This window comes from Bacillus salacetis (assembly GCF_049177075.1).
Taxonomy (GTDB): domain Bacteria; phylum Bacillota; class Bacilli; order Bacillales; family Bacillaceae_B; genus Rossellomorea; species Rossellomorea salacetis_A.
The window spans coordinates 16,267-39,893 of the sequence record NZ_CP185377.1 but is presented as its reverse complement, the minus strand read 5'-3'; the positions used below and the strand labels follow the sequence as shown (position 1 = coordinate 39,893).

The 23,627-nt window shown below is 45.9% G+C and carries 18 protein-coding genes, 3 tRNA genes, 3 rRNA genes, 1 other RNA gene and 1 other annotated feature; of the genes, 6 read left to right on the top strand and 19 right to left on the bottom strand.

Going from position 1 to position 23,627, the window contains the following annotated elements; all coding sequences use genetic code 11:
* Window positions 1-1,160 precede the first annotated feature (1,160 nt).
* From rrf to tadA, 12 genes are all read right to left on the bottom strand, one after another.
* Window positions 1,161-1,277: ribosomal RNA gene (gene rrf / locus ACOJQI_RS00195) — 5S ribosomal RNA — on the bottom strand.
* A gap of 86 nt (window positions 1,278-1,363) precedes the next feature.
* Window positions 1,364-4,299 (bottom strand): 23S ribosomal RNA (locus tag ACOJQI_RS00190).
* Between the two features lie 204 nt (window positions 4,300-4,503).
* Window positions 4,504-4,579 (bottom strand) — tRNA-Ala (locus ACOJQI_RS00185).
* 21 nt (window positions 4,580-4,600) lie between these two features.
* Window positions 4,601-4,677, bottom strand: a tRNA-Ile gene (locus ACOJQI_RS00180).
* Window positions 4,678-4,755: 78 nt separating this feature from the next.
* Window positions 4,756-6,306: ribosomal RNA gene (locus ACOJQI_RS00175) — 16S ribosomal RNA — on the bottom strand.
* The 16S, 23S and 5S rRNA genes sit together here with 2 tRNA genes alongside, the layout of an rRNA operon.
* Window positions 6,307-6,600: 294 nt before the next feature.
* Complete coding sequence (locus ACOJQI_RS00170; protein ID WP_421382495.1) at window positions 6,601-6,867, bottom strand: pro-sigmaK processing inhibitor BofA family protein; 267 nt, start codon at window positions 6,865-6,867, stop codon at window positions 6,601-6,603.
* Between the two features lie 56 nt (window positions 6,868-6,923).
* Entirely contained in the window at window positions 6,924-7,142 is a 219-nt protein-coding gene (locus ACOJQI_RS00165; RefSeq protein ID WP_421382493.1) for a YaaL family protein, read from the bottom strand.
* 20 nt (window positions 7,143-7,162) lie between these two features.
* Window positions 7,163-7,759: a recombination mediator RecR gene (gene recR / locus ACOJQI_RS00160; RefSeq protein ID WP_421382491.1), complete on the bottom strand. Its 597-nt coding sequence runs from the start codon at window positions 7,757-7,759 to the stop codon at window positions 7,163-7,165.
* Between the two features lie 11 nt (window positions 7,760-7,770).
* The gene (locus ACOJQI_RS00155) at window positions 7,771-8,091 is read right to left on the bottom strand and encodes a YbaB/EbfC family nucleoid-associated protein (protein WP_421382489.1); all 321 of its coding nucleotides are present in this window, start codon (window positions 8,089-8,091) and stop codon (window positions 7,771-7,773) included.
* Between the two features lie 25 nt (window positions 8,092-8,116).
* Window positions 8,117-9,811: a DNA polymerase III subunit gamma/tau gene (gene dnaX, locus ACOJQI_RS00150; protein ID WP_421382487.1), complete on the bottom strand. Its 1,695-nt coding sequence runs from the start codon at window positions 9,809-9,811 to the stop codon at window positions 8,117-8,119.
* Between the two features lie 234 nt (window positions 9,812-10,045).
* An RNA gene (gene ffs, locus ACOJQI_RS00145) (signal recognition particle sRNA large type) lies at window positions 10,046-10,310 on the bottom strand.
* Between the two features lie 79 nt (window positions 10,311-10,389).
* On the bottom strand, window positions 10,390-10,911 hold the full coding sequence (gene tadA, locus ACOJQI_RS00140) for a tRNA adenosine(34) deaminase TadA (protein WP_421382485.1): 522 nt from the start codon (window positions 10,909-10,911) through the stop codon (window positions 10,390-10,392).
* An 84-nt stretch (window positions 10,912-10,995) separates the two neighbouring features.
* On the opposite strand from tadA, the gene ACOJQI_RS00135 reads away from it, so the two are divergent.
* From ACOJQI_RS00135 to ACOJQI_RS00120, 4 genes are all read left to right on the top strand, one after another.
* Entirely contained in the window at window positions 10,996-11,541 is a 546-nt protein-coding gene (locus ACOJQI_RS00135) for an isochorismatase family cysteine hydrolase (protein ID WP_421382483.1), read from the top strand.
* Between the two features lie 89 nt (window positions 11,542-11,630).
* A complete protein-coding gene (locus tag ACOJQI_RS00130; protein WP_421382481.1) occupies window positions 11,631-12,914 on the top strand; it encodes a LysM peptidoglycan-binding domain-containing protein in 1,284 nt (427 codons plus the stop codon).
* Window positions 12,915-13,085: 171 nt separating this feature from the next.
* Entirely contained in the window at window positions 13,086-13,727 is a 642-nt protein-coding gene (locus tag ACOJQI_RS00125) for a deoxynucleoside kinase (RefSeq protein WP_421382479.1), read from the top strand.
* The gene (locus ACOJQI_RS00120) at window positions 13,724-14,392 is read left to right on the top strand and encodes a deoxynucleoside kinase (protein ID WP_421382477.1); all 669 of its coding nucleotides are present in this window, start codon (window positions 13,724-13,726) and stop codon (window positions 14,390-14,392) included. The genes ACOJQI_RS00125 and ACOJQI_RS00120 overlap by 4 nt, the downstream gene beginning before the upstream one ends.
* Window positions 14,393-14,535: 143 nt before the next feature.
* Here ACOJQI_RS00120 and ACOJQI_RS00115 read toward each other — a convergent pair.
* The 6 genes from ACOJQI_RS00115 to guaB form a co-directional block, all read right to left on the bottom strand.
* Window positions 14,536-14,628, bottom strand: a tRNA-Ser gene (locus tag ACOJQI_RS00115).
* Between the two features lie 133 nt (window positions 14,629-14,761).
* Window positions 14,762-16,042, bottom strand: a complete 1,281-nt coding sequence (gene serS / locus ACOJQI_RS00110) for a serine--tRNA ligase (RefSeq protein WP_421382475.1) — start codon at window positions 16,040-16,042, stop codon at window positions 14,762-14,764.
* Window positions 16,043-16,109: 67 nt separating this feature from the next.
* Window positions 16,110-16,331: a binding site (T-box leader), on the bottom strand.
* A gap of 53 nt (window positions 16,332-16,384) precedes the next feature.
* Complete coding sequence (gene pdxT / locus ACOJQI_RS00105) at window positions 16,385-16,975, bottom strand: pyridoxal 5'-phosphate synthase glutaminase subunit PdxT (protein WP_421385358.1); 591 nt, start codon at window positions 16,973-16,975, stop codon at window positions 16,385-16,387.
* A 2-nt stretch (window positions 16,976-16,977) separates the two neighbouring features.
* Entirely contained in the window at window positions 16,978-17,859 is an 882-nt protein-coding gene (gene pdxS, locus ACOJQI_RS00100; RefSeq protein ID WP_421382473.1) for a pyridoxal 5'-phosphate synthase lyase subunit PdxS, read from the bottom strand.
* Window positions 17,860-18,050: 191 nt separating this feature from the next.
* Complete coding sequence (locus tag ACOJQI_RS00095; protein WP_421385357.1) at window positions 18,051-19,412, bottom strand: D-alanyl-D-alanine carboxypeptidase family protein; 1,362 nt, start codon at window positions 19,410-19,412, stop codon at window positions 18,051-18,053.
* 371 nt (window positions 19,413-19,783) lie between these two features.
* The gene (gene guaB, locus ACOJQI_RS00090) at window positions 19,784-21,250 is read right to left on the bottom strand and encodes an IMP dehydrogenase (protein WP_421382471.1); all 1,467 of its coding nucleotides are present in this window, start codon (window positions 21,248-21,250) and stop codon (window positions 19,784-19,786) included.
* 111 nt (window positions 21,251-21,361) lie between these two features.
* Between guaB and ACOJQI_RS00085 the strand changes: the two genes are divergently transcribed.
* Together ACOJQI_RS00085 and ACOJQI_RS00080 are read left to right on the top strand one after the other, a co-directional pair.
* Window positions 21,362-22,303 carry a YaaC family protein gene (locus ACOJQI_RS00085; RefSeq protein ID WP_421382469.1) on the top strand — a complete coding sequence of 314 codons (942 nt, stop codon included), beginning with the start codon at window positions 21,362-21,364 and terminating at the stop codon, window positions 22,301-22,303.
* A gap of 77 nt (window positions 22,304-22,380) precedes the next feature.
* Entirely contained in the window at window positions 22,381-22,635 is a 255-nt protein-coding gene (locus tag ACOJQI_RS00080) for a hypothetical protein (protein ID WP_421382467.1), read from the top strand.
* 51 nt (window positions 22,636-22,686) lie between these two features.
* Here ACOJQI_RS00080 and ACOJQI_RS00075 read toward each other — a convergent pair whose 3' ends face one another.
* Entirely contained in the window at window positions 22,687-23,163 is a 477-nt protein-coding gene (locus ACOJQI_RS00075; RefSeq protein WP_421382465.1) for a glutathione peroxidase, read from the bottom strand.
* Window positions 23,164-23,627: the final 464 nt, after the last annotated feature.

Sequence of the window (23,627 nt, the reverse complement as noted above, 5' to 3'; positions counted from 1 at the left end):
CACCTATTCTGCCCCGAAGCCGGTCAAATATACACAAAATTTAAATTAAGTGAATTATCTCATGTTGCTATACTATGTAAGGAAAATCATGTCTGTGTATGTCTAAAGGGAAATTCTTTAAAAAGGAACAGGCGTGGTGGGTTCTGGAATTTATGCAGGGGAGAATTACGTGTGAGTGGACATCCGGCAGCTGGCTGGAAGCTTTATTTACTATCCAGTTTGAGGTTATGCGCGGAATTCTGGAGTTATGCGCCAAACTTCTTTGGTTATGCATCTAAGACGAAAGTTATGCGCGAAAATCAGATACTTTTGCATCTATAATGGAGGTTATGCCTCAAAACAAATCTACGTTATGTCTCTTTAACAGTGTAAATTTTTAATCGTGCCATTTTGAAGATAATCGTTCCAACTGGGGATTTATCGTGCCAAATTTGAAATATTCATGCCAAATCTCGAACATTTGCGACTAAATTTAAAATAATTGTGCCAAATGTCTATTTCCTTCATATGAAAATTATGATTGCGAACTCTTCTTTAAACCTTTCGGTTTCAATTACAATTTATACAAACAGAGAGCCTCACTTCGGTTACTCTTTGCTTGCCTGGCGACGTCCTACTCTCACAGGGGGAGCCCCAACTACCATCGGCGCTGAAGGCTCGGCCGGCGATGAGCGGCGAATCTCTTCGTCCGCTTCGCTCGTTCACATCCTCATGGGCAGAGCCCACTCCGGTGTTCTCTCCCTCTCGTCCTCGACCTTCTTGCTCCTCCCCACCCTCGCTCCTGCTTTTGATAAACATTAAGGGAAAGATCTCTCCAAACCTTTCGGTTTCACCTCTCTTTAAACACAAAAAAGAGCACCCATCAGGGTACCCTCTCATTTGCCTGGCGACGTCCTACTCTCACAGGGGGAGGCCCCAACTACCATCGGTGCTGAAGGCTCGGCCGGCGATGAGCGGCGAATCTCTTCGTCCGCTTCGCTCGTTCACATCCTCATGGGCAGAGCCCACTCCGGTGTTCACTCCCTTTCGTCCTCGACCTTCTTGCTCCTCCCCACCCTCGCTCCTGCTTTTGATGAATGTCCAGGCAAGATCTTTTCAACCTTCGGTTTCCTTTTCATTTCAAACACAAAAAAGAGCACCACATCGGGTACTCTCTTGGTGCCTGGCGACGTCCTACTCTCACAGGGGGAGATCCCCCAACTACCATCGGCGCTGAAGAGCTTAACTTCCGTGTTCGGCATGGGAACGGGTGTGACCTCTTCGCCTTAATCACCAGACTATGTATGAAGTTGAAAGAACATCGTTCTCTCAAAACTAGATAAAGGTATGAAGAAAAGAAAGTATTCCGAGTTCGCTATAAATTGTGGTTAAGTCCTCGATCGATTAGTATCTGTCAGCTGCACGTGTCGCCACGCTTCCACCTCAGACCTATCTACCTGATCATCTTTCAGGGATCTTACTCACATAAAGTGATGGGAAATCTCATCTCGAGGGGGGCTTCATGCTTAGATGCTTTCAGCACTTATCCCTTCCGCACATAGCTACCCAGCGATGCCTTTGGCAAGACAACTGGTACACCAGCGGTGCGTCCATCCCGGTCCTCTCGTACTAAGGACAGCTCCTCTCAAATTTCCTGCGCCCACGACGGATAGGGACCGAACTGTCTCACGACGTTCTGAACCCAGCTCGCGTACCGCTTTAATGGGCGAACAGCCCAACCCTTGGGACCGACTACAGCCCCAGGATGCGATGAGCCGACATCGAGGTGCCAAACCTCCCCGTCGATGTGGACTCTTGGGGGAGATAAGCCTGTTATCCCCGGGGTAGCTTTTATCCGTTGAGCGATGGCCCTTCCATGCGGAACCACCGGATCACTAAGCCCGACTTTCGTCCCTGCTCGACTTGTAGGTCTCGCAGTCAAGCTCCCTTGTGCCTTTACACTCTGCGAATGATTTCCAACCATTCTGAGGGAACCTTTGGGCGCCTCCGTTACTCTTTAGGAGGCGACCGCCCCAGTCAAACTGCCCACCTGACACTGTCTCCCACCCCGATCAGGGGCGCGGGTTAGAAGTTCAACACAGCCAGGGTAGTATCCCACCGACGCCTCCACCGAAGCTGGCGCTCCGGTTTCCAAGGCTCCTACCTATCCTGTACAAGCTGTGCCAAAATTCAATATCAGGCTACAGTAAAGCTCCACGGGGTCTTTCCGTCCTGTCGCGGGTAACCTGCATCTTCACAGGTACTATAATTTCACCGAGTCTCTCGTTGAGACAGTGCCCAGATCGTTGCGCCTTTCGTGCGGGTCGGAACTTACCCGACAAGGAATTTCGCTACCTTAGGACCGTTATAGTTACGGCCGCCGTTTACTGGGGCTTCGGTTCGCACCTTCGCTTGCGCTAAGCACTCCCCTTAACCTTCCAGCACCGGGCAGGCGTCAGCCCCTATACTTCGCCTTACGGCTTCGCAGAGACCTGTGTTTTTGCTAAACAGTCGCCTGGGCCTATTCACTGCGGCTCTCTCGGGCTTGCACCCTACCAGAGCACCCCTTCTCCCGAAGTTACGGGGTCATTTTGCCGAGTTCCTTAACGAGAGTTCTCTCGCTCACCTTAGGATTCTCTCCTCGCCTACCTGTGTCGGTTTGCGGTACGGGCACCTTTTTCCTCGCTAGAGGCTTTTCTTGGCAGTGTGGAATCAGGAACTTCGGTACTATATTTCCCTCGCTGTCACAGCTCAGCCTTAACGGTGACGGGATTTGCCTCATCACCAGCCTAACTGCTTAGACGCGCATATCCAGCAGCGCGCTTACCCTATCCTCCTGCGTCCCCCCATCACTCAAACGGAAAAGAGGTGGTACAGGAATATCAACCTGTTATCCATCGCCTACGCCTTTCGGCCTCGGCTTAGGTCCCGACTAACCCTGAGCGGACGAGCCTTCCTCAGGAAACCTTAGGCATTCGGTGGACAGGATTCTCACCTGTCTTTCGCTACTCATACCGGCATTCTCACTTCTAAGCGCTCCACCAGTCCTTACGGTCCAGCTTCACAGCCCTTAGAACGCTCTCCTACCACTGACACCAGACGGTGTCAATCCACAGCTTCGGTGATACGTTTAGCCCCGGTACATTTTCGGCGCAGAGTCACTCGACCAGTGAGCTATTACGCACTCTTTAAATGGTGGCTGCTTCTAAGCCAACATCCTGGTTGTCTAAGCAACTCCACATCCTTTTCCACTTAACGTATACTTTGGGACCTTAGCTGGTGGTCTGGGCTGTTTCCCTTTCGACTACGGATCTTATCACTCGCAGTCTGACTCCCATGGATAAGTCTTTGGCATTCGGAGTTTGTCTGAATTCGGTAACCCGATGAGGGCCCCTAGTCCAAACAGTGCTCTACCTCCAAGACTCTTACTACATGAGGCTAGCCCTAAAGCTATTTCGGAGAGAACCAGCTATCTCCAAGTTCGATTGGAATTTCTCCGCTACCCACACCTCATCCCCGCACTTTTCAACGTGCGTGGGTTCGGGCCTCCATTCAGTGTTACCTGAACTTCACCCTGGACATGGGTAGATCACCTGGTTTCGGGTCTACGACCACATACTCATTCGCCCTGTTCAGACTCGCTTTCGCTGCGGCTCCGTCTTTCCGACTTAACCTTGCATGGGATCGTAACTCGCCGGTTCATTCTACAAAAGGCACGCCATCACCCGTTAACGGGCTCTGACTACTTGTAGGCACACGGTTTCAGGTTCTATTTCACTCCCCTTCCGGGGTGCTTTTCACCTTTCCCTCACGGTACTGGTTCACTATCGGTCACTAGGGAGTATTTAGCCTTGGGAGATGGTCCTCCCAGCTTCCGACGGGATTTCTCGTGTCCCGCCGTACTCAGGATCCACTCAAGAGGGAACGAAGTTTCGACTACAGGGTTGTTACCTTCTGTGACGAGCCTTTCCAGACTTCTTCGTCTACTTCATTCCTTTGTAACTCCGTATAGAGTGTCCTACAACCCCAAGAGGCAAGCCTCTTGGTTTGGGCTAATCCCGTTTCGCTCGCCGCTACTCAGGGAATCGCGTTTGCTTTCTCTTCCTCCGGGTACTTAGATGTTTCAGTTCCCCGGGTCTGCCTTCCATACCCTATGTATTCAGATATGGATACTGCACCATTACGTGCAGCGGGTTCCCCCATTCGGAAATCTCCGGATCAAAGCTTACTTACAGCTCCCCGAAGCATATCGGTGTTAGTCCCGTCCTTCATCGGCTCCTAGTGCCAAGGCATCCACCGTGCGCCCTTTCTAACTTAACCAAATGGTTAATCAAACAAAATATCTCATAAGAGATATCCTAAAATGGCGAATTCTCGGTTCTTTCTTGACTTTCTTCATATATCTTTATCTAGTTTTCAAAGAACAATGTAACTTTAGCTCCGTTAAAAAAATCTCCGTTGCTTCGCTTTCATTCGCGATGCTAGGGAGGATTATTTTACTTCGCTGCGCTACGTAAAAAATCTTGGTGGAGCCTAGCGGGATCGAACCGCTGACCTCCTGCGTGCAAAGCAGGCGCTCTCCCAGCTGAGCTAAGGCCCCGTAATGGAATGAGAAGAAGAATGGTGGGCCTAAGTGGACTCGAACCACCGACCTCACGCTTATCAGGCGTGCGCTCTAACCAGCTGAGCTATAGGCCCCTCTCATTTATATGAAGTTTAATTACATTAAACATTCAAAACTAAACAATCAAAACGTCACGTCTCATATATCCTTAGAAAGGAGGTGATCCAGCCGCACCTTCCGATACGGCTACCTTGTTACGACTTCACCCCAATCATCTGTCCCACCTTAGGCGGCTGGCTCCAAAAGGTTACCTCACCGACTTCGGGTGTTACAAACTCTCGTGGTGTGACGGGCGGTGTGTACAAGGCCCGGGAACGTATTCACCGCGGCATGCTGATCCGCGATTACTAGCGATTCCAGCTTCATGCAGGCGAGTTGCAGCCTGCAATCCGAACTGAGAACGGTTTTATGGGATTTGCTGAACCTCGCGGTCTCGCTGCCCTTTGTACCGTCCATTGTAGCACGTGTGTAGCCCAGGTCATAAGGGGCATGATGATTTGACGTCATCCCCACCTTCCTCCGGTTTGTCACCGGCAGTCATCTTAGAGTGCCCAACTGAATGCTGGCAACTAAGATCAAGGGTTGCGCTCGTTGCGGGACTTAACCCAACATCTCACGACACGAGCTGACGACAACCATGCACCACCTGTCACTCTGTCCCCCGAAGGGGAAAGCCCTATCTCTAGGGTTGTCAGAGGATGTCAAGACCTGGTAAGGTTCTTCGCGTTGCTTCGAATTAAACCACATGCTCCACCGCTTGTGCGGGCCCCCGTCAATTCCTTTGAGTTTCAGTCTTGCGACCGTACTCCCCAGGCGGAGTGCTTAATGCGTTAGCTGCAGCACTAAAGGGCGGAAACCCTCTAACACTTAGCACTCATCGTTTACGGCGTGGACTACCAGGGTATCTAATCCTGTTTGCTCCCCACGCTTTCGCGCCTCAGCGTCAGTTACAGACCAGAAAGTCGCCTTCGCCACTGGTGTTCCTCCACATATCTACGCATTTCACCGCTACACGTGGAATTCCACTTTCCTCTTCTGCACTCAAGTCCCCCAGTTTCCAATGACCCTCCACGGTTGAGCCGTGGGCTTTCACATCAGACTTAAGAGACCGCCTGCGCGCGCTTTACGCCCAATAATTCCGGACAACGCTTGCCACCTACGTATTACCGCGGCTGCTGGCACGTAGTTAGCCGTGGCTTTCTGGTTAGGTACCGTCAAGGTGCCGCCCTATTCGAACGGCACTTGTTCTTCCCTAACAACAGAGCTTTACGATCCGAAAACCTTCATCACTCACGCGGCGTTGCTCCGTCAGACTTTCGTCCATTGCGGAAGATTCCCTACTGCTGCCTCCCGTAGGAGTCTGGGCCGTGTCTCAGTCCCAGTGTGGCCGATCACCCTCTCAGGTCGGCTACGCATCGTCGCCTTGGTGAGCCGTTACCTCACCAACTAGCTAATGCGCCGCGGGTCCATCTGTAAGTGGCAGCCGAAGCCGCCTTTCCACTCTTCCCCATGCGGGGAAAAGAACTATCCGGTATTAGCCCCGGTTTCCCGGAGTTATCCCAGTCTTACAGGCAGGTTACCCACGTGTTACTCACCCGTCCGCCGCTGACTTCAGGGAGCAAGCTCCCATCAGTCCGCTCGACTTGCATGTATTAGGCACGCCGCCAGCGTTCGTCCTGAGCCAGGATCAAACTCTCCGATAGAAGTTTGACTTGCTCATTTGCTAATTATAGTATTAGCAACTTTGTAAGAACTAGGTTCTTACTAGAATTAACGTTGACGTTTTGATTTGTTTAGTTTTCAATGTTCAATGCTTGTCTCTCTTGAGCACCCCTTTAATATATCATATAACTTTAAGCGGCGTCAATGTTTTTTAGAAAAAATATTCGATGTCGTTTCAGCGACAAGTAATATAATATCACGCTGACTCCATTAGAGTCAACACACAAATAAAAGTTTTTTAAAAAACAAAAACTCCGCTAACGATCCAGCGGAGTTTATACAATGATATACATCTGGATGATCGTCAATCCTACTACTCCCGGAATGCCTAGGATGCCGGAAATCGAGGAAGTGACCAGGTTAATGGGTACATGTACGCCGAATTGGCTTCCGAATGCATTTAAAAAGAATAAGAACAAAGCGCCAATCAATACTTTCATACATAGCTGCCCGACAAACTTTGCCGGTTTGAACGGCGTCCCTGCTGCAAGCAGGAAGACAATCAGGCTGCTTATAACAGCGATAACTATAACCGGACTCATCTACTCCCCTCCTTCAAGGTAAAATGGATACCTTATAGAGAGGATATGAGGGTTGTCTACCTTTTTATGACGACTTTTCTATTTTTCGCTTCTCTGAAAAAGAAAAAATATTTTGCTTCTGCTATCTTGGAAAGATAGTTGATTTCAAAAGAATTCTCAATGCTCATATCTTCCAATGCCTTCTGGGAAATCCAGTCTTTCTTGGCGTCTTCCAATGAATGAAGCAATTTAGTATCATACTCTTTTCGTAATTTACCCTTTTTTTGAAAGAACATAGAAACTTTCCACTCCTGATCTAGACATCTCTTCTTCCTTCTAATGCTTTGGAGAGAGTGACTTCATCTGCATATTCCAAATCCCCGCCGACTGGAAGGCCGTGAGCAATCCTTGTAATCCGGATGCCGGATGGTTTCAGGAGCCTCGAAATATACATGGCTGTGGCTTCCCCTTCAATATTCGGGTTGGTTGCGAGAATGACTTCTTCCACTTCTTCATCTTGAAGCCTTTTTAATAAGTCAGGAACATTGATGTCTTCCGGACCAATCCCATCCATCGGGGAAATAGCTCCATGCAGGACATGGTAAAGCCCGGTGTACTCTTTCATTTTTTCCATGGCGATAACATCTTTCGGATCCTGGACGACACAGACAACACTCCGGTCCCTTCGTTGATCTTCACAGATATAGCAAGGGTCCTGATCTGTAATATGTCCGCACACAGAACAATATGTCAGTTTTCTTTTGGCGTTAACAAGCGCCTTGGCAAATTCCAGGACGGTGTCCTCTTTCATGCCTAAAACAAAAAACGCTAGTCGGGCCGCGGTTTTCGGCCCAATTCCCGGCAGTTTCATGAAGCTGTCAATGAGCTTCGATATTGGTTCAGGATAATGCATATTAAAGCCTCCTAGAACATTCCCGGTAAATTCATTCCTTTAGTGAATTGTCCCATTGTCGAGTTCGTTAGTTCATCCGCTTGTTTCAAAGCATCATTTGTTGCAGCAAGCACAAGGTCTTGCAGCATTTCGATATCTTCCGGATCTACAACATCTTCCTTGATGTTCACTTCCAATACTTCTTTATGGCCTGATACGATTACGGTTACCATTCCACCGCCGGCAGTCCCTTCCAGACGCTTCTCACCAAGTTCCTCTTGAGCTTTCGCCATCTGTTTCTGCATCTTTTGCATTTGTTTCATCATACCTTGCATATTTCCCATTCCACGCATAGTAAAAAACCTCCAATTGTATTTTTTATTCTTTTATTTCTATTAGATCTTCCCCTACAAGCTTTCTCGCTTCTGCGATAAGTGGATCTTCTTCAGCTTCCTCGCCTGCAGCAGCAGCATCCGGATCATCATTTCGCTGATGCTTAATGAATTCTTCCCTTACACTCTGCCATTGACTTTCCGGGATGCCGATCGGCTGATATTCAGTTCCGGTCAGCTGTCCCATGATAGAACCTAATGCCTCGGTGAAGCTTGCGTTCTCCATTGCCATCTGGCAGTGAATATCGTATTTGAATTTAAGGATAAAGGACTGCGAGGAAGCAGCCACAGGTTCGGCATCATTGAGCAGAGCAGCTTGAGAGCGCATCTGCCGCTGATTAAGGACTTCGAGCATTTCACCCCAGCGGCTTTTAATAAGATTAAGATCTTCTTTTGTCGCTGTTTTCAATACTCCCTGAACCATTCCGGTCGGCGCCTTGAATCCCTTCCTGGAAGCGGATGGCCTCTTTTTAGGGGCAGGTGCAGCTTCAGCTTGGGCAGGAATGCCTTTTGCTTTGAGCTGTTTCAGTTCATTTTCAAGGCTTTGGACCTTCTGAAGGAGCTGCCCTATTTCCGGTGAAGAGACATTGCTTTCAACTTCTGTCTGGCAGAGTTTCACAATCGACACTTCAATATAGATGCGGGCATGATTGGTGAATTTCATCTCTTGCTGTGCTTCATTTAGTATATCAATAAATTTATAAATATGCTGTGGTGAGACTCTTTCAGCCAGCTCCTTGAATTCCTCATCAAGCATGACCCTTTCCAATGATTCCTCCAGGTTGGGGGCTGTCTGATGAAGCAGCATATCCCTGAAGTACAGGACAAGGTCCTCTGTCAGCCTTGCCGGGTCCTTTCCTTGAAAAAGGAGCTCCTCTAGCGCTTGGAGGGCATCTGCCACATTATTCTCAAAGATCGCTCTGGCTAATCTATTAAGAAATACCTGGGACACCGCCCCGGTTACAGTCAGCGCATCATCCACCGTCACCCGGTCCTGGCTGAAGGAAATCGCCTGGTCCAGGAGGCTGAGGGCATCACGCATACCGCCTTCAGCTGCCCTGGCGACCACATGCAGCGCTTTTTCTTCATATTGTACACCCGATTCATCGGCAATATGAGTCATTCTCCCCACGATATCCCTTGCCGTAATCCTCTTGAAGTCAAAGCGCTGGCACCTTGAGATGATGGTCAGCGGGATCTTATGAGGCTCTGTGGTTGCAAGGATAAAGATGACATGTTTAGGCGGTTCCTCGAGTGTCTTCAACAGCGCATTGAACGCTCCAATGGAAAGCATATGAACCTCGTCTATGATATATACCTTATAAGAAACCACGTTAGGAGCATACTTTACTTTATCGCGGATATCACGGATTTCCTCGACTCCATTATTGGAAGCCGCGTCAATTTCAATGACATCAGGTATGGAACCATCGGTGATTCCCAGACAGGAATCACACTCATTACAAGGTTCCGCAACCGGTGCTTTCTCACAGTTGACTGCCTTGGCCAGGATCTTGGCCGCACTTGTTTTCCCCGTCCCCCTCGGTCCCGAGAAAAGATAGGCGTGTGATATCTTCTGCTGGAGGAGAGCATTTTGCAGTGTTTTTGTTACATGCTGCTGTCCGACTACATCGATGAATTGCTGCGGCCGCCAGACTCTATATAAAGCTTGATAACTCAAAACGATCTCCTCCTTTTATATGTATTCTTAATAGATTGAAGCTGTCTCTGTTTTTTCCCTGTAAAAAAGTTTCTTGTGCCATGCAGATAAAAATTGATCTCATCTATCTATTATAACTTATGTAAATTTACTTTTACAAAGGCTGTTTTACTATAATGCCGTTTTTATTGCAGTTCTTTCGTATACAAAAAACTCACCCTGAAAAGGATGAGTTTTGTTATTAGTATTAAACTGCCGTGCACCTTCCGTCGACATGCATCCATAAGCGTTACTCAAGCAGTTAGCTCGGCCCAGGCAACCCCGCGGCACATGGGAGAGTCCACTTAATGCTGCTTCCTTCCGGACCTGACATGGTTCATGGATTCCCATTGCGCAGGACCCGGGCGTCAACACCACTTACTTGAGGCAGGCCTTACAGAGTGCAAGCCTCGGGAAGGGATTCAGCCTCGCTAGAGCGGATTGCGAGTACAGGGCACCGCTACCTCCCCGCCTAGCACGGCAAAATTGATACCATATTTGGTTGCGCCATGTCCGACGCAAATATTAGTATACTAGCTCTTACGGAAAAAAGCAACGGGTTACCCATTGTCAATTCCTGTATGTTGTTCCATTTCTTCTTTCCTGCGTTTCTTTTCTTCTTTTTTCCTTGCCCGAAGTTCACGGAAGAAGCTGGTCAGGAGCTCGCCGCATTCTTCTTGCAGCACACCAGGCACAACCTCACACTGGTGATTGAAGCGGTCATCCTCCAACAGGTTCATCAATGTCCCTGCACATCCCGCTTTTGGATCCGGCGCTCCGTATACGACTGTCTTGACCCTCGATAAAATGATTGCTCCGGAACACATAGGGCATGGCTCCAATGTAACATAAAGTTCAGCATTTTCAAGGCGCCAAGTTCCCATCTTCCTGCAGGCTTCCTCGATTGCCAGCAGCTCCGCATGCGTTACGGCATTCTGGGTGGTTTCCCGCAGATTATGGGCTGATGCGATAACTTCACCATCAAGTACGATGACGGCTCCAATCGGGACCTCTGATTTTTCCTCTGCCTTTTTAGCCTCTTCGATAGCGAGCTTCATAAAGTATTCTTGTTTCGTATCCACCTATATAACCCCTTACTGAAAAAGATTGCTGCTTATGGATAAAACCAATTACTGCTTCCAAAACTATATATAAGGAGGTAACCGATGAATCCAATCGACAGCAAATCCGCTCTATTAATTATAGATATATTAAATCCATTCGATTTCGATCATGGAGACACACTTGCCAATCATACTGAAAAAATAGTCGAACCGCTTCAAACCTTGCGCAGCTCCTGTCGTCAAAGCCGCGTTCCTGTCATTTATATTAATGACCATTATAACCTTTGGCAGGCAGATTTGAAAAAAATTTATGAAAAATGCCTGAATGATGCCAGCCGTCCGGTCATAGAACCTTTGAAGCCGGGAGAGGAGGATTACTTTCTGATTAAACCAAAGCACTCTGCTTTTTACGGCACGGCCTTGAATACCCTCCTTCACACTTTAAAAGTGGAGACACTTATCCTCTCGGGAATTGCCGGAAATATCTGCGTGCTGTTCACAGCCAATGATGCTTATATGAGGGAATTCAATTTGGTGATCCCGCAAGACTGCATCGCTTCAGTCAGCGAGGATGACAATCAGTACGCCCTGGAAATGATGCGAAATGTGCTGAAAGCTGAGATTGTGGATTCAGGTGATATCGTTTAGAAAATAAAAATATTCCTTATCACCATCATACTTCCCCCTTTTTAAACATACATTTCTTACAGTGAAAAATGTAAAAGGGAGGGCAAGTTATGCAAATCCATGTAGTCCAGCCTAATCAGTCGTTATTCGGAATCGCTCAAACATATAACACGACTGTTGAAGATATTGTGGAAGCGAACGATCTTCCTAACCCTGATAATTTAGTCGTCGGCCAGACCCTGGTCATTCCCATAGTAGGCCTGTTTTATTTTGTCCAGCCGGGTGACAGCTTATGGTCTATCAGCAGGAGGTTCGGCCTTACTGTACAAGAGCTTGCACAAATCAACAGCATCTCAGCCAACCAGCCGCTTCAGGTAGGGTATCGTTTATATATCCCTGAACGGCCAAAAAGAGATGGGGAATTCAATGCGTATGTTGAACCATATGGCACAACGGTACAGCCCAATTTAGAGGAAAGCGCCCGGGATGCTGCACCATATCTGACGTATCTTGCTCCTTTTGACTTTGAAGCTAAGCGTGACGGTACATTGAAAGAACCTCCGCTTGGCAACCTGCTTGAAATCGGGCGGGCCAATGGCAATGTGCTGATGATGGCCATTACCAACCAGGAGGAAGGACAATTCAGTGATGAAGTCGGCAGAATCCTTCTAAATGATACCAACATCCAGAATAAATTCCTGGAAAATGTCGTGACTACAGCCAAGAAATACGGCTTCCGGGATATCCATTTTGATTTTGAGTATCTCCGCCCGCAGGACCGTGAAGCATATAACCGCTTCCTCCGCAAAGCAAAGAACCGTTTCAATCAGGAAGGCTGGCTCCTTTCCACAGCCCTCGCTCCCAAGACGAGTGCCGGCCAAAAAGGCAAATGGTATGAAGCCCATGATTATAAGGCACATGGGGAAATTGTCGACTTCGTTGTCATCATGACCTATGAGTGGGGTTACAGCGGCGGTCCGGCCATGGCTGTTTCCCCGATAGGGCCAGTCCGTGAAGTATTGGAGTATGCAATAAGCGAAATGCCGTCTTCCAAAATCATGATGGGGCAGAATCTGTACGGGTATGACTGGACACTTCCTTTTAAACAAGGGGATGTTGCCAAGGCTGTCAGTCCGCAAAGAGCAATTGAAATCGCTGCCCAGAATAATGTACCTATTCAATATGACACCAAAGCACAGGCGCCGTTCTTCAAGTATCAGGATGCGGAAGGAAACCAACATGAGGTTTGGTTTGAAGATGCCCGCTCCATCCAGGCTAAGTTTGACTTGATGAAAGAGCTCAAATTAAGGGGAATGAGTTACTGGAAGCTCGGACTGCCTTTCCCTCAAAACTGGCTGTTGATTACCGACAACTTCGATGTTGTTAAAAGATGATTTTTATGAAGCTGTTTTCCTGAACGAACCGGGAAGATGGCTTTTTTTATTTCTTTCTTACCATAAAAATTCCACCCTAAGGACTATATATTGTGTTAAAATAACACTTGTCGTCATTTGACGAGTAGATGTCGAATATGAATCCATAATGTCGGAAAAGGAGGACATTGTATGGGGAGCATTCCATTCATAACGGTTGAAGGACCTATTGGAGTAGGAAAAACTTCTTTGGCGAAAGCCATTTCAGCTCATTTCAATTATCATCTTTTAAAAGAGATTGTTGATGAAAATCCATTTTTAGATAAATTTTATGACAACATAGATGAATGGAGCTTTCAAACTGAAATGTTTTTCTTATGCAACCGCTACAAGCAGCTAGAGGATATTGAAACACATTTCATTTCACAGGATAAACCAGTCGTCGCTGATTATCATATTTTAAAGAATCTCATCTTCGCTGAGAGAACATTAAAAAATAAACAGTTTGATAAATACTTGAACATTTATCAAATACTAACGGAAGATATGCCGGTGCCGAATGTCGTCATTTATTTGAACGCCAGCCTGGATACCCTCCTGCAGCGGATCGCCATGAGAGGAAGGGATTTCGAAAAGAAAATCAGCCCTCTTTATCTGGAACAGCTTTCACTGGACTACGAACGCCACATGCAGCAGTTCGAAAGCAAATACAGCAACATCCCGGTTCTCCGCTTTAATGGCGACGAGATGGATTTTGTTAAGAATAAAGATGATTTAGCCATTATTATAGATAGTTTAGATCAAACATTGAAAAAAGGAGCCACTTTAACATGAATCTTCGGACTAAATACGGGATTCCGAGCAATGCTGTTATCACCATTGCCGGAACCGTCGGAGTTGGAAAATCGACGATGACCAATGGACTTGCCAGCGCACTTGGTTTCCGCACCTCATTTGAAAAAGTCGATACTAACCCATACCTGGACAAATTTTATGAGGATTTCAAAAGCTGGAGCTTCCATCTTCAAGTCTATTTCCTCGCTGAACGTTTTAAAGAGCAGAAGAAGATCTTTGAATATGGCGGAGGCTTTATCCAAGATCGATCCATCTATGAGGATACGGGCATTTTTGCGAAAATGCATTACGAAAAAGGGAACATGTCTGTAGTGGACTACGACACTTACAGAAGCCTTTTTGATGCTATGGTGATGACACCTTACTTCCCGCATCCTGATCTTCTTATCTACTTAGAAGGTTCCATTGATGATGTAGTGGACCGCATCCGGGAAAGAGGACGCCCGATGGAACAGCAAACACCAATTGAATATTGGCAGGAAATGCATGGCCGCTATGAAAATTGGATTGATTCCTTCAATGCATGTCCTGTGCTGAGACTGAATATCAATGATTATGATTTGATCAATAACGAAAACTCAATTGAACCGATTGTTGAGAGAATTGGATATTTCATTGAACAGACACGATTACTGAAATCTTAATGTAAAGAGGATGGACGAGCAGCTGCTCGTCCATCCTTTTTTTATCCTACCGCAAATCCCCTTTGAAACAGTAAAAAACCGCTGCACGGGGCAGCGGTTTTTTTATCTCCAATATTTATGCGCTATGGTTAATTTAAAATCAATGGCGGAGGAAGAGGGATTCGAACCCCCGCGGGCTTTAACACCCCTGTCGGTTTTCAAGACCGATCCCTTCAGCCGGACTTGGGTATTCCTCCGTATCGACAAGAATTATAATATCATGGGGTTGTCCTATAAGTCAACAACTTATCAATAATTTTTTTGAAAAACTTTATCCTAAGATAATATCGAGCGGAAAAGTACTGCTTCCCCGCTCGAATGACATGACGATTATTTTGGTTTGATGACTTCCAACCCGCCCATGTAAGGTCTAAGTACCTCAGGGATAACAATGCTGCCATCTTCCTGCTGATAGTTCTCCAGGATGGCTGCCACTGTACGGCCAAGTGCCAGTCCAGATCCATTCAATGTGTGGACATGTTCCGGCTTGGCGCCTGTCTCACGGCGGAATCGGATATTAGCACGGCGCGCCTGGAATGCCTCGAAGTTACTGCAAGAAGAGATTTCACGGTACGTATCGTAGCTTGGGATCCACACTTCGATGTCGTATTTCTTGGCAGCCGTGAAGCCCAAGTCTGCTGTACACATAGACATAACACGATATGGAAGGTTCAATAGCTGAAGCACTTTTTCTGCATGGCCTGTCAGTTTTTCAAGCTCATCGTAAGATTCTTCCGGACGTACAAAGCGGACAAGCTCTACTTTATTGAATTGGTGCTGACGGATCAGTCCTCTCGTATCGCGTCCCGCAGAACCTGCTTCAGAACGGAAGCATGCACTGAAAGCTGTATAAGCAATCGGAAGCTGATCGTTTGGCAGGATCTCATCACGGTGATAGTTTGTCACCGGCACTTCCGCAGTCGGTATGAGGAAGTAGTCTTCGCTTTCTATCAGGAAAGCATCTTCTTCAAACTTAGGCAGCTGGCCTGTACCTGTCATGCTGTCACGGTTGACCATGTATGGCGGCAGCATTTCTTCATAACCATGTTCATCCATGTGAAGATCCATCATGAAGTTAATCAAAGCACGCTCCAATCTGGCACCTAATCCTTTATAGAATACGAAGCGGCTTCCTGTTACCTTGCTTGCTCTTTCAAAGTCAAGGATACCCAGTTCAGTCGCCAGGTCCCAGTGAGGCTTTGGTTCAAAACCAAAAGAACGCACTTCCCCCCACTTGCGGGCTTCCACGTTATCATCTTCCGTAGCTCCTACCGGCACGCTCTCATGAGGGATATTCGGGATTGAAAGCATCAGGCGGTCCAGTTTTCCTTCTACCTCTTTCAATTCTTCATCGAACTTCTTAATCATGCTTCCGACTTCACGCATCTCGATAATAAGGTCATCCGCATTTTCCTTATTTTTTTTCATTTCTGCGATTTTCTGAGATACTTCATTCCGCTTGCTTTTTAAGTTCTCTGTTTCTACAAGCAATTCCCTTCTTCTGACATCCAATTCTTCAAACTTCTCAAAGTCGCTTAAATCTTCCCCGCGGTCTTGAAGGCGGTTCTTCACTTCTTCAAAGTTCGCTCTTAAATGTTTAATATCAAGCACTTTCATTTCCTCCTTTTAATCCACTCAACCGTCGAGGGCTTATAAACACAAAAAACCCCCATCCCATAAAAGGGACGGAGGTTCCGCGTTGCCACCCTGATTGAAAATAGTATAGAACTACTTTCCTCTTAGTAATATAACGGTTTTCACCGAAAGCACCTACTGACAGTTCCCTGTGTTCAGCACTTTACTCGAGGACGGATTCATGGGGTACTTCCATCGGTTTTCACCAGCCACCGACTCTCTGAAGAAAGCAGTCCGCATTACTATTTCCTCTCAACGATTTCGAGCGATTAAGTTTGTATAATAAGTTACTACAATTATTTCCACATTGCAATAGGTTTATGCCATTTGTTTTTCTTTTGCTTCTTCGACCATCTTGATGAAATAACCAGTCAGGCGATTATCGGAAGTCAATTCCGGATGGAAGGAGCAGCCTAAGAACTGCCCTTCACGAGCAAGGACAATTCTTCCGTCATGCTTCGCCAGGATTTCGACATTCTCTCCCGCCTCGACAATATGAGGCGCGCGGATGAAGACGGCATTGTACCCTTCCCCGACATGCGCTATATCCAAGTCGACTTCGAAACTTTCACGCTGGCGTCCGAAGGAATTCCTTTCGACTGTTACATCCATTACACCAAGGTGGGGTTCATCATAGCCGACAATGTTTTTTGCAAGAAGGATCAGTCCGGCACAAGTACCGAACACAGGTTTCCCCTGTGCAATAAACTCCTTCATTGGTTCCATGAAGCCATAGAGATCGATCAAACGGCGCATTGTTGTACTCTCGCCGCCAGGGAAGATCAGTCCATCAATCCCCTCAAGCTGTGTCGCTTTCTTTACGACCACAGCTTCAGCACCATTCTCCTGGATTGCCCGGACATGTTCCCTGACAGCCCCTTGAAGCCCTAATACCCCGATGGTAACCATTCTTACCAACCGCGTTCTTGCATGCGAGTTTCAGGAGTCAGAGACGAGATCTCGATCCCTTTCATCGCAATACCAAGATTTTTAGAAAGCTTTGCAATGAGTTCATAATCTTCATAGTGTGTAGTCGCTTCTACAATCGCTCTTGCGAAACGTTCAGGGTTGTCTGATTTGAAGATACCAGAGCCAACGAACACTCCATCTGCGCCAAGCTGCATCATAAGAGCCGCATCAGCAGGTGTCGCTATACCGCCGGCAGCAAAGTTAACTACTGGCAAACGGCCATTTTCTTTGATTTCTAAAAGAAGTTCATATGGAGCACCAAGCAATTTAGCTTCTGTCATGATCTCATCCGTGCTCATGTTCACAAGCTTGCGTACTTGTGCATTTACTTGTCTCATGTGGCGGACAGCTTCAACGATGTTTCCAGTACCAGGCTCTCCTTTTGTACGGAGCATGGAAGCACCTTCACCGATACGGCGGGCTGCTTCACCCAGGTCACGGCATCCGCAAACAAATGGTACTGTATAGTCTCTTTTGTTCAAGTGGTACTCTTCATCAGCCGGAGTCAACACTTCACTCTCGTCGATGTAGTCTACACCCATCGCTTCCAAAATACGAGCTTCCACGATATGGCCGATACGAGCTTTTGCCATAACAGGGACTGAAACAGCTCCCATAACTTCTTCAACAATACGAGGATCTGCCATCCTAGCAACTCCACCCGCAGCGCGAATGTCTGCAGGAACACGTTCAAGTGCCATTACCGCAACAGCACCTGCTGCTTCTGCGATCTTTGCCTGTTCAGCATTAACAACGTCCATGATGACGCCGCCTTTTTGCATTTCAGCCATTCCACGTTTTACTACGTCTGTACCCGTTTTCATTCCTATATGTCCCCCTTCATGATCCTATGTATATTTTCAACCAAAGTAACAGTATTATTGTAAGGAAAAAATTGACTAACTTACTCAGGAATATATTTTTCCCCCATGCTAAATAAACAACAAAAACCACCTCATGTCAAGACAAGCGGTGGTTTTTGAATATAAACTATATAATTATTCTGTTTCAGGAATTAGAACCAGCCTTTTACGGTTGATGTTACGCTGCCCCAGATATCAGAAAAGAATCCGCCAACGGCTCTCATTGATAATACGAACCAGTTCGCCTTCTCTACTGCTTCCGCTGTTACAACAGGGACTTGTCCATGTGCAGAAGCCTTCTCTGTGATATAACCAAGATCATCTCCACCCTCGATTGTCAGGTAGCCGACCTTTTCTTCATCTTTTACAGGAGCTGTAAGCTGCTGATCTTCATTTAATTTTTTCTTATCCAAAACCAGTTTAGGTTTGAATTCTTTTTCGCCGTTCTTCACAACCATTTTCAGTGGTTCCTTAGAATGAATAGCTACTTCTTTTTCTTTTCCTTTTACAACCGGAAGGACTTTTTGTCCTTTCACTTCATAGTTGGCAGGGAAAATTTCTTCTTTTGTGAAATTGTTGAAAGCATAGTTCATCATATTGGCTGTCTGGGCAAAACGGGCATGATATGGATTTTCTCCTTCATTCGGATGAGCATCCATAACAACAGTGATGTATCTTGTGCCGTTTCTTTCAGCAGTCCCTGTAAAACAGTAACCGGCAAAATCGGTTGTCCCAGTTTTCAATCCGTCCATGCCTTCATATGCATAAACCAATTCTGGAAGCATCCAGTTCCAGTTTTCCATTTTGACTGCGTCTTCAGTGCCTTCATCAAAAATCATCCTTGGAATGCGGGACGTCTCCAGTACTTCTGGATATTCATTGAGCAAATGATAGGCCAATTTAGCTGTATCTTTTGCAGACATCACATTTTCTTCCTCTGCTCCGGTGCCCTCAGGACGCATTTCGCCAAGATCACGGTTGTTCAAGCCAGTGGCATTAACAAACTTATAAGATTCAAGGCCAAGTTCCCCAGCCTTGTCATTCATCATTTTGATAAAGTTCGATTCAGATCCGGCAACGATATTGGCAATCGCCATAGTTGCGGCATTCGCAGAGTATATCGCCATTGCCTGATACAATTCTTTTACTGTATATTGAGCTTCAGCTCTTAGCGGAACATTACTAAGTCCAGTTTTATGCGATAGATTTGAAAGCGGCACAGGGATTGTATATTCCTGTTCCCAATCGACTTTTCCTTCATTGACTGCTTCCAGCAGCAAGTACTCTGTCATCATCTTTGTCATACTGGCAATTCCCAGGGCCGTTTCAGAGTTTTTCTCGTATATGATTTTGCCTGTTTCGGCTTCAACGATGATTGCTGCTTCCGCATTGACGTTTAACGCATCTTCAGCATTTACAGAGATTGCCGGCTGGAAAACTCCTGCGGCTAATATCAAGACCAAAAAAGAGACGACAGATTTTTGAAACCATTTTTTCACTTTGTAGCCCTCCATCAATTTATGTACACACTTTTGTTATTTTAACATATTACCCCTATTTATAATAGAAAGAGTATTTTCCTAGTTTAGGAAAATAAAAAAAGGACTCTCGTGAAGAAAGTCCTGAATAAAAAGCGATAGCGGCCGTTCAGCGACGTACAGATTGGAGGGCTCTCGCATGAGATAAAGGAAACACAACGAACGGAGTGAGTTGATGTTGACTTATCGCAAGGAGAGAGACCGAAATCTGCTAGTCGCTGGCCGCTGGAGCTGGATTGCGAGGTCTCACCTGTCCCGCTAGTCCCGCAGGAGATCGAACACCTTCCGCTTCAATCAACTACTGTTAACATCATTGCTTAATACGAAAACAGTACTTTTTATTAAATCTATTGTAATGAATAGTTCGGTGCCTCTTTGGTGATCTGCACATCATGCGGATGGCTTTCACGAAGTCCCGCGCCTGTCATCCGGATGAATTGAGCTTCCTCCCTTAAAGCCTGAAGGTCTTTTGCTCCGCAGTATCCCATTCCTGAACGCAGTCCGCCGATCAGCTGATAAAGCGAATCCGCAAGCGGCCCTTTGTAAGGAAGTCGCCCTTCAATTCCTTCAGGAACGAACTTCTTGTTTTCCTCTTGGAAATAGCGGTCTTTCGAACCTTTTTCCATGGAGCTGACAGAACCCATTCCGCGGTACACTTTAAAGCGGCGTCCTTGGAAGATTTCCGTTTCTCCCGGGCTTTCGGTCGTTCCGGCCAGGAGGCTTCCCAGCATGACTGCGTGTCCGCCTGCAGCCAGTGCCTTCGCAATATCCCCGGAGTACTTGATGCCTCCATCGGCAATGATCGCTTTCCCATGTTTTCTGGCTTCAGTGGCACAGTCATAAATGGCTGTGATTTGCGGCACACCGACGCCTGCTACAACACGAGTTGTACAGATAGAACCAGGACCGATTCCTACCTTCACGACATCTGCTCCTGCTTCGATCAATGCACGTGTAGCTTCTGCTGTCGCCACATTGCCCGCAATGATATTCAATTCCGGATATAGCTCGCGGATTTCCTTTACAACCTTCAGAACCCCTGCGGAGTGGCCATGTGCTGTATCAATGACGATGACATCGACTTGTGATTTCACAAGCTGTTCAACCCTCTTCATCGTATCTCCTGAAATACCTACTGCTGCACCCGCAAGCAAACGGCCGTATTTATCTTTGGCTGAGTTCGGGAATTCAATTACTTTTTCAATGTCCTTGATGGTGATAAGACCTTTCAGCACACCATTTTCATCAATCAATGGCAGCTTTTCAATCTTATATTGCTGCAGGATTTTTTCTGCTTCATCTAGAGTCGTTCCCACAGGAGCTGTAACCAGGTTCTCCTTTGTCATGACATCGGAAATCTGGATAGAGTAATCCTGGATGAAACGTAAATCCCTGTTTGTCAGGATTCCTACAAGCTTTTGTTCTTCAAAATTATTCACGATTGGAACACCTGAAATACGGTACTTGCCCATCAGGTGTTCAGCATCAAAAACCTGATGCTCTGGAGATAAGAAAAATGGATCGGAAATGACTCCGCTTTCTGAACGTTTTACTTTATCTACTTGTTCAGCTTGCTGCTCAATGCTCATGTTCTTATGAATAATACCTAAACCGCCCTGCCTTGCCATGGCAATCGCCATTTCGGCTTCAGTCACCGTATCCATACCGGCACTGATCACTGGAACATTTAAATTCAAAGTATCTGTCAAACTGACTTTAATGCTTACATCCTTCGGTAAAACCTCTGACTTTGCAGGAAGCAGCAAAACATCATCGAACGTTAAACCCTCTTTAGCAAATTTCGTTTCCCACATCTTTCTTGTCCCCCTTTTCCCAAAATATTATTAGTAGGTTATCAATTGGTTAAAATACTGTCAAGATGATATTTAGTAGTTAGATTATTCGGATAACTTGGAGGTTTTAATATGATATCCCCCTCATCAGTCTGGGAATCATTAAGCTGCTTTCATTCAGCAGAAATGGCTCAAAAATATTTAAAGAAATGCTATCAAAAACTATCGCTTAAAGAAGCTGATGTACAAAGCTATAATAATTGCTACCCGTTTATATACTATCTGGAACAAGGGGAACTATACTTCAAACAGGCACTTATAACTCCACTGTCCATTCAGCCTATCCTGTTGTTCTATGGTTACATTCACTTGATAAAAGCCTGTGTCCTGACCCTGGACCCTTTTTACCCGCAAAACACCTCTGTCCTTGCACACGGGGTCACCAGCCGGAAGAGGAAAAAACAGCAATACAGCTTCCTGAAAGATGAAATAAAAATCCAGAAAAATGGACTTCTTTCCCACTTCGCCCAGGAAATGTTTCACGTGAAACATTTGGAAGCGGAAAAGTTTCAAATGGGAGAACTCTTGTCAATTATCCCGGAAATGAATGACACTTTTAAAATGGTCCTAGATAAGAGAACCCATTTTAGTCTTTCTCAGCAAGATGGGACATTCTCTTTTTCAGATGAGATACTGGATCATTATCATATGTCTGAAGAGCGTTTCATCCAATTTTTAAAAGAAAAGACGGAGGATGGAATCGAGGTAAGAGAGGGACGACAGCTGCTGGTGAAAGGCAGACAAGGGGAATTACCCCCAATACGCCTGAATATCCGCAATAACCAGTTTTCACTCCCAATTGACCGGTCAGAGGCCTATACCCTGCCTGAACCTATCATCCATTACCTCCTTCTTTATAACCTGAGCATGATAGCCAGGTATGAAACTGAATGGTGGAGTGAGCTTCTTAAGTCCAATTCAACAAATGACTATCCAATCATTAAGAACTTCCTAAGTCTCTCCCTGGAAAAGCCGCCGGTTTTGGTTATGAATTACCTTCTTTCAAAAATTTAAGCATTTCTGAAACAGGTATCTTAACGACCTGACCATCATACTTTCTAAAGAAGACAAGTCAGGGGGAGATGTTGATTTTGAAGCTATTTATCATTGCTGTCCTTGCTATTCTACTGTTACTGTTTGTTCTGTACACCTACAAATACATCAGACATAAATATCACGCGGTTCAGATTATCACATTGGAAAGTTTTTTAAATGCACATCCAATAAGTGAACAGGAGAGCAGCGCATCTAAAAGCTTAGTGGAAAAGATTAATGATTTTTTTGATGGCTCTGGAGGGATGGATACAGGAGACAGTGATGATCGCGGAGATGACGGAGGGGAGTAGATCTACCCATAAAGAAAAGCGTGAATTCCCTTTGAATTCACGCCTTACTCTCTATAAGACCTTCTCAATATCCTCTTTAATCTTGGAGGGAGCAGTCTGGGGTGCGTATCTCTTTACTACATTCCCCTCTTTATCTACGAGGAATTTTGTGAAGTTCCACTTTACTTCAGAAGTCACTAATCCTTTTTTCTCTTTAATCAAATATTTAAATAACGGGTGTGCCCCGGCTCCCTTGACATCCACTTTTGAAAACATTGGAAAACTGACACCGTAGTTCACCTGGCAAAATTCCATTATCTCCTCATCTTTTTCAAATTCCTGATTCATGAATTGATCAGATGGGAAACCAAGGACGATTACCCCTTTATCTTTATATTCCTCATAAAGAGACTGCAGCTCTTCAAATTGAGGTGTAAAACCGCACTTACTGGCAGTATTTACAATGACCATTGCCTGGCCTCTGTATTCGCCCAGAGATACTTCTTCCCCGTTCGGCTTCACGGCACTGAAATCGTAAATTGAGGACATCTTCATCTCTCCTTTACTCTATATACCTTAAGCGTACGGGATAGGCTGGAGATAAGCAAATTTGAATGTTGGATTGCTTTACAGTCTTTGTCGCTTAATTGAACAGGCTAACAGGCAGCTTAAATAAAGTTAATCTTTAAGCGTTACTGTTATGTGCTTATACCTATTTTATGCAATTATGCGCGGGTTTCCGGAGGTTATGCGCCAAACTTCTTTGGTTATGCATCTTAGACGAAAGTTATGCGCCAAAATCAGATGCTTTTGATCTGAAATGGGGAATGTGCCTCAAAACAAATCTACTTTATGTCTCTTTAACAGTGTAAATGTATAATCGTGCCATTTTGAAGATAATCGTTCCAACTGGGGATGTATCGTGCCAAATTTATAATATTCATGCCAATTATGGAATATTTACGACTAAATGCAGAATAATTATGCCTAATGGCTATTTCCGTCAGGCAGAT

Coding starts and splice junctions, on each gene's coding strand:
- ACOJQI_RS00170 (WP_421382495.1), bottom strand. CDS start 6,867: ATGAGTCCGGTTATAGTTATCGCTGTTATAAGCAGCCTGATTGTCTTC.
- ACOJQI_RS00165 (WP_421382493.1), bottom strand. CDS start 7,142: ATGTTCTTTCAAAAAAAGGGTAAATTACGAAAAGAGTATGATACTAAA.
- recR (WP_421382491.1), bottom strand. CDS start 7,759: ATGCATTATCCTGAACCAATATCGAAGCTCATTGACAGCTTCATGAAA.
- ACOJQI_RS00155 (WP_421382489.1), bottom strand. CDS start 8,091: ATGCGTGGAATGGGAAATATGCAAGGTATGATGAAACAAATGCAAAAG.
- ACOJQI_RS00135 (WP_421382483.1), top strand. CDS start 10,996: ATGAATCCAATCGACAGCAAATCCGCTCTATTAATTATAGATATATTA.
- ACOJQI_RS00130 (WP_421382481.1), top strand. CDS start 11,631: ATGCAAATCCATGTAGTCCAGCCTAATCAGTCGTTATTCGGAATCGCT.
- ACOJQI_RS00125 (WP_421382479.1), top strand. CDS start 13,086: ATGGGGAGCATTCCATTCATAACGGTTGAAGGACCTATTGGAGTAGGA.
- ACOJQI_RS00120 (WP_421382477.1), top strand. CDS start 13,724: ATGAATCTTCGGACTAAATACGGGATTCCGAGCAATGCTGTTATCACC.
- pdxT (WP_421385358.1), bottom strand. CDS start 16,975: ATGGTTACCATCGGGGTATTAGGGCTTCAAGGGGCTGTCAGGGAACAT.
- pdxS (WP_421382473.1), bottom strand. CDS start 17,859: ATGAAAACGGGTACAGACGTAGTAAAACGTGGAATGGCTGAAATGCAA.
- ACOJQI_RS00095 (WP_421385357.1), bottom strand. CDS start 19,412: ATGGAGGGCTACAAAGTGAAAAAATGGTTTCAAAAATCTGTCGTCTCT.
- guaB (WP_421382471.1), bottom strand. CDS start 21,250: ATGTGGGAAACGAAATTTGCTAAAGAGGGTTTAACGTTCGATGATGTT.
- ACOJQI_RS00085 (WP_421382469.1), top strand. CDS start 21,362: ATGATATCCCCCTCATCAGTCTGGGAATCATTAAGCTGCTTTCATTCA.
- ACOJQI_RS00075 (WP_421382465.1), bottom strand. CDS start 23,163: ATGTCCTCAATTTACGATTTCAGTGCCGTGAAGCCGAACGGGGAAGAA.